This is a genomic window from Natronococcus sp. JC468 (assembly GCF_012163165.1).
Lineage (GTDB): Archaea > Halobacteriota > Halobacteria > Halobacteriales > Natrialbaceae > Natronococcus > Natronococcus jeotgali.
In genome coordinates this window covers 84,844-93,796 of the sequence record NZ_JAAVUO010000014.1, presented here as the reverse complement: position 1 = coordinate 93,796, position 8,953 = coordinate 84,844, and the positions used below count along the sequence as shown (strand labels likewise).

At 65.7% G+C, this 8,953-nt stretch carries 11 protein-coding genes and 1 tRNA gene; 3 read left to right on the top strand and 9 right to left on the bottom strand.

Going from position 1 to position 8,953, the window contains the following annotated elements:
• The coding region (locus GWG54_RS10530) for a nucleic acid-binding protein (RefSeq protein WP_167937724.1) at window positions 1-287 on the top strand (287 nt) is incomplete at its 5' end.
• Here the strand turns inward: GWG54_RS10530 and GWG54_RS10525 are convergent.
• Window positions 266-985, bottom strand: coding sequence for a hypothetical protein (locus tag GWG54_RS10525; RefSeq protein ID WP_167937723.1), 720 nt, complete (start codon window positions 983-985; stop codon window positions 266-268). The two genes, GWG54_RS10530 and GWG54_RS10525, sit on opposite strands and share 22 nt — an antisense overlap.
• A gap of 100 nt (window positions 986-1,085) precedes the next feature.
• Here GWG54_RS10525 and GWG54_RS10520 point away from each other — a divergent pair, with 100 nt between their 5' ends.
• A complete protein-coding gene (locus GWG54_RS10520) occupies window positions 1,086-1,838 on the top strand; it encodes a ribonuclease H-like domain-containing protein (protein WP_167937722.1) in 753 nt (250 codons plus the stop codon).
• Window positions 1,839-1,908: 70 nt separating this feature from the next.
• Here the strand turns inward: GWG54_RS10520 and GWG54_RS10515 are convergent, their stop codons facing one another.
• The 8 genes from GWG54_RS10515 to mct all read right to left on the bottom strand — a co-directional run bounded on the left by GWG54_RS10515 (window position 1,909) and on the right by mct (window position 8,358).
• The gene (locus GWG54_RS10515) at window positions 1,909-2,202 is read right to left on the bottom strand and encodes a HalOD1 output domain-containing protein (RefSeq protein ID WP_167937721.1); all 294 of its coding nucleotides are present in this window, start codon (window positions 2,200-2,202) and stop codon (window positions 1,909-1,911) included.
• A gap of 273 nt (window positions 2,203-2,475) precedes the next feature.
• The gene (locus GWG54_RS10510; RefSeq protein ID WP_167937720.1) at window positions 2,476-3,882 is read right to left on the bottom strand and encodes a hypothetical protein; all 1,407 of its coding nucleotides are present in this window, start codon (window positions 3,880-3,882) and stop codon (window positions 2,476-2,478) included.
• Between the two features lie 689 nt (window positions 3,883-4,571).
• A tRNA-Thr gene (locus GWG54_RS10505) sits at window positions 4,572-4,645 on the bottom strand.
• Window positions 4,646-4,656: 11 nt separating this feature from the next.
• Window positions 4,657-5,166, bottom strand: a complete 510-nt coding sequence (locus tag GWG54_RS10500) for a GNAT family N-acetyltransferase (RefSeq protein ID WP_167937719.1) — start codon at window positions 5,164-5,166, stop codon at window positions 4,657-4,659.
• Between the two features lie 39 nt (window positions 5,167-5,205).
• Complete coding sequence (locus GWG54_RS10495) at window positions 5,206-5,808, bottom strand: cyclic nucleotide-binding/CBS domain-containing protein (RefSeq protein WP_167937718.1); 603 nt, start codon at window positions 5,806-5,808, stop codon at window positions 5,206-5,208.
• 121 nt (window positions 5,809-5,929) lie between these two features.
• Window positions 5,930-6,691: a GTP cyclohydrolase III gene (locus tag GWG54_RS10490; protein WP_167937717.1), complete on the bottom strand. Its 762-nt coding sequence runs from the start codon at window positions 6,689-6,691 to the stop codon at window positions 5,930-5,932.
• A 62-nt stretch (window positions 6,692-6,753) separates the two neighbouring features.
• Window positions 6,754-7,074: a DUF5785 family protein gene (locus tag GWG54_RS10485; protein WP_167937716.1), complete on the bottom strand. Its 321-nt coding sequence runs from the start codon at window positions 7,072-7,074 to the stop codon at window positions 6,754-6,756.
• Window positions 7,075-7,167: 93 nt separating this feature from the next.
• The gene (mct, locus tag GWG54_RS10480; protein WP_167937715.1) at window positions 7,168-8,358 is read right to left on the bottom strand and encodes a succinyl-CoA:mesaconate CoA-transferase; all 1,191 of its coding nucleotides are present in this window, start codon (window positions 8,356-8,358) and stop codon (window positions 7,168-7,170) included.
• A 136-nt stretch (window positions 8,359-8,494) separates the two neighbouring features.
• On the opposite strand from mct, the gene glmS reads away from it, so the two are divergent.
• Window positions 8,495-8,950, top strand: coding sequence for a methylaspartate mutase subunit S (glmS, locus tag GWG54_RS10475; RefSeq protein WP_167937714.1), 456 nt, complete (start codon window positions 8,495-8,497; stop codon window positions 8,948-8,950).
• The last annotated feature ends 3 nt before the right edge of the window (window positions 8,951-8,953 follow it).

Sequence of the window (8,953 nt, the reverse complement as noted above, 5' to 3'; positions counted from 1 at the left end):
CCCCCGGGAGGCCCAGCCCCGCGCCCCCGCCGGGCGCCCGCGACCCCACCCCCCTCGCGATCGTCGAGTCCGACGTCGGCGACGCCCTCGAGACCTCGGAACGCGAGGGCGTCGCCGACGAGGACGCCGAAACGTCGGTCCGCGCGCTCGTTCAACTGACGGACGGCGACGTCGAGACCGGCGACGAGGTCGAACCCGTCTACACGGAGGAGCTGCGCGAACCCGGTGCGGGCATCAGGGAACCCGCCAGCCAGGACTGGGACGGCTACCGGTTCGAACCGGTCTGAGGGTCGTCGTCGCCGGAGTCGTCGGTTTCCTCGCCGGCTGCGTCGTCTCCGTCCCCGTTGCTCTCGTGTTCTTCCGAATACCGATCCTTGAGCGTCTCGAGCTCCGCGTCGACGTCGACGCTCGAGTCCGGCTCGTCGTCAGCCTCCGCGTCGTCGTCCGAGTCCGTTTCGTCGGACTGCTCGATATCGATCCGTATCGGCCCGTCCACGGCGCTTTCGCGTTGCCCGTCGATCGCGTCTCGCAATCGGCCGTCGACCTCGTCGCGGAGTTCGCGGGCCTCGGTAAGGAGCTCTCGAGCGTCCTCGTCGGCGGGCAGCGAGCCGTCGGAAGCCGCCCGCTGGAGCTCCGCCAGGACGGTATCGAGCTGCGAGAGCGTCGTTCGGCGGACCTCGCTCGCGCGCGACCGGGCGCGATCGCCCTCCTCGCCGACCCGATCGCGCATCTCCCGTTCCGTGCGGACGATCTCGAGGCCCCGCTGGAGGGCCTCGAGGGTGCGGACGCTGGACTCCAGCGTCGCCAGCAGCGCCGGGATCGCGACCTCGTCTGCGACCCGGAGTAGCTCGCGGGGGGTCGGCGGTCGCGGCGCCGGAAACCGACGGCCCCGACGGGACGAGCCCTCGAGTTCCGTCCGTAGCTCCTCGATCGTTCGCGCGAGCTCGCGGATCGCCGCGGCGAGTTCCTCGTCGGAGTCGACCATACCCCTCCTACGCGGGCCGGGACCAAAAGCCGGGCGTTCGAACCGCCGTTCGTCCGCGCGGAACCAAGCGCTTTTGCCCGGCTGGCGCCCCTACACTGGTGTGCGAATCGAGAACAGCTTCATCCCCGTTCGCGGCGTCGGCGAAGCCACCGAGCGCCGCCTCTGGGAGAACGGCGTGACCCACTGGAACGAGTTCGACGGCGGCGTCGTCGGCGACACGCTCGCGGATCGGATCGAGCGGTTCATCGACGAGGGGCGGGACCACCTCGAGCGCGGCGACGTCTCGACGTTCGCCGAGGCGCTCCCGGCCGCGAGCCGGTGGCGCCTCTACGAGAACGTCCGCGAGGAGACGGCCTTTCTGGACATCGAGACGACCGGGTTAGACGCCGCCACGAACGACGTGACGACGGTGTCGGTCCACCGCGGCGGCGAGACCGAGACGCTCGTTCGGGGACGCGACCTGACCGCCCGGCGACTTCGCGAGGAGCTCGCGCAGTCGTCCCTGCTGGTCACGTTCAACGGGCAACGCTTCGACGTTCCCTTCCTCGAAACCTGTTACGACCTCGACGTGACGACGCCGCACGTCGATCTCATGTACCCCTGCAAGAAGGTCGGGCTCGACGGCGGGCTGAAGGCGATCGAGCGCGAGCTGGGAATCGGCCGCGAGATGCCCGACCTCAGCGGTCGCGACGCCGTTCGGCTCTGGCGGGAGTACGAGCGCGGCGACGACGCCGCCCTCGAGCGACTCGTCGAGTACAACCGTGCGGATACGGAGAACATGAAACCGCTGCTGGAGCTCGTCGCGGATCGACTCCACGAGTCAGTCTTCGAGGCGGCGTGTTCGGACGGGTGATCCGTTCCCGCGGCGAGCACCGCCGCTTCCCGGCGACGGCACGCGAGAGGATCACACGGGTCCGCTCGGGCTACTCGTTCGTTCGCTCGAGCTCCGAGACGTCGACGTCGCCGCCGCTGGTAACGGTTACGCGGTACCCGCAGTAGACGAACTCGACGCGTCCGCCCGCTCGAGACAGCCCGTTTTCTCGGGGAGCGAACAGCGAGTCGAGCGCCTCGGGATTGATGACGTCGTAGAGGGCGTCGTACTCCGGCGGTTCGATATCGATCGGATCGACGCCCTCTCGCTCGGCAACGGCGGCGATGACCTCGTAGCTCAACGACGTACCGGTAGCTGCGTTCGGGCGATCGACTGAGAGTAGCATCGGCCGGAGTCTTTCTGCCGGCATATATAAATCCACTGTCCTCAGGCCGATATCTGTGGACGCTATCGAGCGTTACACCACGGATAATGCTACTATTGCCCAGATTTATGCATCGGATTCGGACCGAATTTGAGATACTCTCGTTTCCGGAGGAGTCGTCCCGGGACGTACTGATAGCTATCCGTGACGGTTGTGCGACGAACACGTCGGCGACGCCGGACCAAAAGAACGACCGTCCTCCGATCGCGGCGATGCGAATCCCTTCGACTCGAGTTATCGGCGGTCGTCGACGCCCTGGGGCAGGTCATTGCCCTGCAGGGAGACGTCGCTGGAACCGCTGCGGATGTGAACCGACGTGCTGCCGTCGGCCGCGCGCGCGTACGTGTTCCGGATGTCGACGTCGCTGGCGTTGTGGACGATGATCGGGATGTGGCTCGTCTCGAACTCGCTGTCGGTGATCTCGTAGTCGCTCCCGCGAAGCTCGAGCCCGCGCCGACGACTGCCGCCGAGTTGTTCGACGGAGAGACCGTCGAACCGGCAGTTGCTGCGCTCACAGAAGATCGCCGGCTGGACGGGGGAGCCGCTGGCGTCGCCGACGACGTTTACGTCCTCGAGCGTGACCTCGCCCGCGTCGCCGCCGAGGACGCGGAACGCGAAGCCGCCGCCGTCGATATCGACCTCGGAGTTCTCGAAGGTGACGTCGCCGGCGCCGTCGTCGATCCGAACAGCCGTTGACTGCCCGCCGGACTTGACGAGCGTGTTCTCGACGGTGACCGAGTCGACGCCGTCCATGATACGCATCGACTCGCCGTTCGGGTTCGGCGTGTCGACGGTGACGTTCGAGAGCGTGAAGTTCCCCTGATCGAGACGAACCGCGTGCTGTCCCTCCGCGCCCGTCGGATTGTCGTCGACGGCGAGGATCGTCTCGGAGATCGATCCCTCGTTCCCGCTGAGGCGGACCGAGGCGGTCGCGCTGTTCTCGTACCAGCCACCCTCGATATCGATGCGGCCGTTGCCGCCGGAGGCGTACAGCCCGTTGTCCGGGAATCCGCCGAGCACGCACTCCTTAAACGTAATGTGGCCCCGGTGGTTGCCGTTGAGAATGATCCCGGTTGCACCGCGCCAGCGGCCGCCGTTGGGCGTTTCGTCGACGTGCTCTCCGCCGTCGAACGCCTGGAAGCAGTCGACGAGGCCGACGCCGTCGGAGTCGGTGATGTTGAACAGGGCCGGGCCCCAGGTTCCGCTGTCGTGAACGCCGTGGACGAAGACGTTTCGAACGACGAGCTCGTCGCTCACTTCGGCGCTGATGACGCGAATCCCCGTGTTCGCGGCGGTCTGATCGACGTCGAACCCCTCGAACCAGAGGGATCCACCCGGGGATCCGCTCGTTCCCAGACGGAACAGTCGGTACTGCGGTCCGTCGAACGAGCCGTAGTTCGCGGGGACGAGCGTCGCGCCGTCACCGACGATACCGACGTTGTCGAACCCGGTAAACCGCACCTGGGAGTCCATGTAGTACTCCCCCTCCGGGAACCGCAGCAGCGTGTCGTCCGCGATGTTCTGCTGTACGACGGAGGTGATCGACTCGTTCCCGTTCGGGTCCGCACCCGCCTCGACCATATCGACGACGTTGCTGTAGTCGTCTTCGCTCGCGCTCGCGTCCGTGGACCCGGACGTCATCCCGGCGACCGAAAGCGTTCCGAGACCAGCAAGGCATCCTTTCAGATACGACCGTCTACCTGTCAGCCATCTACCAGAGTCGTTCGACATTACGACTTTCCGTAGAAACGGATCGGTTATACATATACTCGAAGTAATTTGAGATGAAAGGATATCAGTTCACGAACGGCGCGATTCAACTGTTTTCCGGCCGAAGTGGGGGCCGTTACCCCGTACTGGCGGTTCGATTTAGCGCAGAAATAACGCCGTCACCGCCGACGAGTACCAAAATAGAACAGTTTCACGCGGACCCGCCCGTAGAACTTATACGTCCCGCGATGTTGTGCTGGCTGCAACAGAACACTACGGAATTTTCACCCGGTTCAGCGGATCGATTTCGGAACTATATCCGGCTGTCGTCGAATTAGCCCGCGATGAAGCGCAACGCCGACCGGCGCACCAATCGAAACGGATCGACCCACCCGCCGCTCGTGACCACTCGAGCCGACTGAAAGTTCGTGTCGGCGGTACGACGACTGCTCCGGCCCGCTCGTCTCTGGGAGCTGATCTACTACGAAAAGTGAGAGGAACGGCGATCCGCGTCCGCCCGGCAAGCCAGGGGTGGGATTCGAACGACGGTCACGGCGAGGCCGTTCTCTCCTTCAAACCCACGCGACTGTCCGTCGCTCGCGGGAGTGCTCGCGACGCCAAGCCAGGGGTGGGATTCGAACCCACGAAGTCTCGATTACAAGTCGAGTGCATGAACCGCCCATGCTCCCCTGGCCCAGGGGAGAGTTACCCGTCCTCCTTTGAGTGTGTATCGTTTTCCGATCGGTCCTCGAGCGATCGTCGCATCGACACCCGGTAGGGTTCGTACTCGCACCCTCGGTAGAACCGTCTGGCCGCCTCGTTGTCCGACAGCACCTCGAGCACGACGACCGCCGCGCCCCGGTCGGCGAGGGCGTCCTCGGCGGCCTCGAGCAGCGCCGTTCCGACGCCATGCCCGCGGGCGGCGGGCTCGACGTACACGTTTGAGATCAGCCCGCGGGTCGCCTCGAGCTCGAGGGCGCCCCGCTCGAGCGAGAACGAGACGAAACCGACGATCGAGTCCTCGAGGCGGGCGACGAGTAGGCCGTCGGTGTGGAGATGGCCGGCGAGCAGTTCCCGCATCGTCTCCCGGTTTTCCGCGGCGCGAACCGAGGAGCCATGGGTACGCTGACCGCGAGCGAGCCGGACCCACAGCTCGGTGATCGCCGGGAGATCCGCCTGGGTCGCCGGCTCGACGACCGGTGTCTCCGGAGGCATTGTCGACGGGTCGGCGACAGGGTCAGAAAGGGTTTGCTATCACACCGAGCGACAGTCCGAACAGACCAACCGCCCGTTGGCGTCCCACAGCGAATCCGCGAGCGAACCGCAGGCCTCGCAGACCCCCTGCGTCGAGAACTCGTCGCCGCCGTTGGGCAACGGTTCGGCGTCGAGGTCCTCGCCCGGACCGGGGCTTCTGGACTGGTCGATCGGTCGGTCGGTTTCGAGTGGCGGTTCGACGGTTCCGCTCGTCGCGCCCTGGAAGGAGCCGGCCGCCGCGATGACGTCGCGCTGGGTGAGCACGCCGACGATCCCGTCGTCGCTTTCGACGACCAGGTTTCGAATGTTCTGTCGTCCCATCGTCGTCGCGGCGTCGGCCAGGGACCACCCCGCGCCGACGGTGATCACCGGACTGGTCATCACCTCGCCGACGGTCGTGTCGGCGGGATCGCCCTCCTCGGCGACGAGTCCGAGTACGTCCCATTCGGTCATGATGCCGACCGGTTCCGAGCCGCGAACGACCAGGACACAGCCCGCCCGCTCCTCGCGCATCAGGCGGACGGTCTCCAGGACGGAATCCGACTCGCTGACGCCGACGTATTCGGTCGTCAGGACCTCCCTGACGGACAGTTCCTGTTCCATATGTGTACACATCCCTCGGACCGGCTAAAAACTATCTCCGGCACGGTTAAGTGAACGCGTGACAAACGTACGTGATTCGAGAGCGGTCGTCGAGATTCGGCGATCGAGCCCGCTCGAGCCGTTACCAGTCGAGTTCGACCCTGGTCCCGTTCGCCCGACAGCCCTCGAGTGCGTGTTTGGCGGCCATGCCCGCCTCGTGGGCGACGTCGCCGCGTCCGACCCCGACCTGGAGCTCGACGTCGGCCTCGTCCTCGACGTGGTGGATCGCCTCCTCGTAGGCGTCGGCCTCGAGGTCGGGACAGACGACGATGACGTTGTCGCCGCCAACGAAGAAGGCGAGGCTGTCGTGGGCCCGTCGCATGTATCGCATGAGCGAGGCGTAGCCCTGTTCGATCTCGATGAACGTATCGAAGGCGTTGAGTTCGTCGGTGTACTCGCCCGTCGCGTCGATGACGTCGAAGTGAGCGATCTGGACATCGCCGTCGGTACGGTGGGCGTCGTCGATGGTTCGTCCCTCGAGACACTCCCGACGGTTCTTGTCCTGTGCGCTGCCGGCCTCCTGGAGCAGCGTGGTCGCGTCCGAGAGCGCTTGCGCCGGCGTCCGTCCGGTCGCGACGCCGAGGCTGAGCGTGACGGGATAGCGGTTGTCGACGGATTCCTGGAGCAGCGCGTGATCCTCGAGCGAGAGTCCGTTCGTGACGGCGATGATGTTGTCGAAGCGGGTGAAGAAGACGTAGCCGTCGCGGGTGCCGACAAACTGGGAGACGTCGGCGTACAGCCGCGACTGCAGCGTCTGGAGGTCCGCTTCCCGCCGCGGCTCGGGCGTTACGGTCCACGGCCCGTAGTTGTCGATCTGGAGGAGCGTAACCTGCGTGTTCGTCACGGTACCCGAAGGTTTCGAACGGCGTCGTATAAGTGGTACGTAATCCAGATCCGTGACGCCGCTCAGGCGTGTTTCTTCTCGGGGTCGGCGCCCTGGGGGTGGTACTCCCAGAACTCGCCGGCTCGCATCGCGGCGCCGACGGCCTTGTGCATGTCGACCATCGTCTCGAACTCCGTTTCGTCGACGTACTCGAAGATCTCCCGCATCGGGACGACGCGTTTGTAGTTGATCCGGATCGGGTCGTCGCCGTGCTCGGCGACGAACTCGTCGCGGTCGAGCGGGAAGTCCTCGTCCTCGTCGACCTTGTCGGCGATGATCCGCATGTCGAACTTTCGCATTCCCTCGCTGCCTCGCTCCCCGTCGGGGTCGAATGGCCAGTCCATACTCCGAGGTGTGTGTGGGGACCGCAAAAGGATTACTCTCCGCTCCGATCTCGCCGCGAGACGGTTCGGCGGGCGATGCCTACCTGCCGTCGATCAGTCGTCGGCGGCCGTTCCGGCGTCGGTGCGCTCGGGCTCGTCGTCCTCGAGCAGTTCCTCGCGGTGTTCGTCGAGCAGCGGCGCCCGTCCGCCGGGCTCGGGCGGGGTCTCGGTCATCTTGATCGGCGAGCCCGCGATCTCGACGGTTCCGTCGGCACCGGGCTGTTCGACGGGAACGAGCATCTCCCTGTCGCGGACGTGGGGATCGTCGAAGATCTCGTCGGTACTCTGGACGGGAGCGACCGGCACCCGTCCCTCGAGGGTGTCAACGAGCGTCTCCGTCTCCATCTCCCCGGCCCACGCGGCGATCTCCTCGCGCAACCGTTCGCGGTGCTCGAGGCGGTCGGCTGCTTCGGGGTACTCCGCGGCCAGGTCGGGTCGGTCCATCGCCTCGCAGACCTCCCGCCAGTGGTTGGTGCCGAAGGCGGCGACCACGGCGTACCCATCGGCGGTCTCGAAGGCGTCGTAGGGAAACAGCGTCGGGTGGGAGTTCCCGCGGCGGGAGGGCGCCTCCCCGGTGTAGGAGTGCTGGTAGATGGCGCGCTCGGTCATGCTGAGCATCGCGTCGTACATCGCGGTGTCGACGTACTGGCCCTCGCCGGTCTGTTCGCGGTGGTTGACCGCGGCGAGGATGCCGATGCAGTTCAGCGTCGCCGTAAAGAGGTCGCCGATTCCGGGGCCGACCTTCGTCGGGGGACCGTCCTCGTGACCGGTGATCTCCATCACGCCGCCAAGCGCCTGCGCGATGAGGTCGAAGGAGGGTTGGCCCTGACGGTGGGTCTCGCCCGTGCGCGGGTCGCCGAACCCGCGGATCGAGGAGTAGATCAGCTCCGGATTGTACTCGGTGAGGGTCTCGTAGCCCAGATCGTACTTCTCCATCGTCCCCGAGCGGTAGTTCTCGACGACGACGTCGGCCTCCTCGACCAGCGAGCGGAAGTCCTCGCGGTCGGACTCGTCGTTGAAATCGAGCTCGAGGCTGCGCTTGCCGCGGTTGACGCTCTGGAAGTAGCCGCCGTAGGCCTCGTCGTCGGCGTCCTCGAGGAAGGGCGGGTTCGACCTGATCAGGTCGCCGCCGGGACGTTCGATCTTCACGACGTCGGCGCCCATGTCCGCGAGCAGCATCGTACAGTACGGGCCGGCCAGCACCTGCGTCAGATCGATCACGCGCAAATTCGACAGTGCGCCCATGGAGGCGAGTGTTCGGGACAGGCGCAAAAACCTTTGCAATAGATCATGAAGGTGTGGTTGTCTCTCAAGGGGGTGGTGTTAGGCTGTTTAAGGAGTATTATCATGATCAACCATTAACTTTATACGGGTATTCCTCATGGTTCTGGATACGATGTCCCGAACGGTCGTCCTCGGCGTGATCGGCTCCGACGCCCACGTCGTTGGCATTACGATCCTCGAGCAGGCCCTGAGCGCAGCTGGCTTCGACGTCGTCAACCTCGGCGTCCAGACCTCCCAGGAGGAGTTCGCGGAGGCAGCGGTAGCCCACTCGGCGGAGGCTGTACTCGTCTCCTCGCTCTACGGTCACGCCGAGCAGGACTGCCAGGGGTTCCACGAGGTCCTCGAGGAGGCCGACGTCGACGCGATGACCTACATCGGCGGCAACCTCGCCGTCGGGCAGGACGATTTCGAGCAGACCCGAGAGACCTTCGAGGAACTCGGGTTCGATCGGGTCTTCGACTCCGAGACCGACCCCGAGGAGGCCATCGCCGCCCTCGAGCGCGACCTCCACGTGACCACCTCCGAATCCGATCAGGTCACCGTTACGTCATAGTCC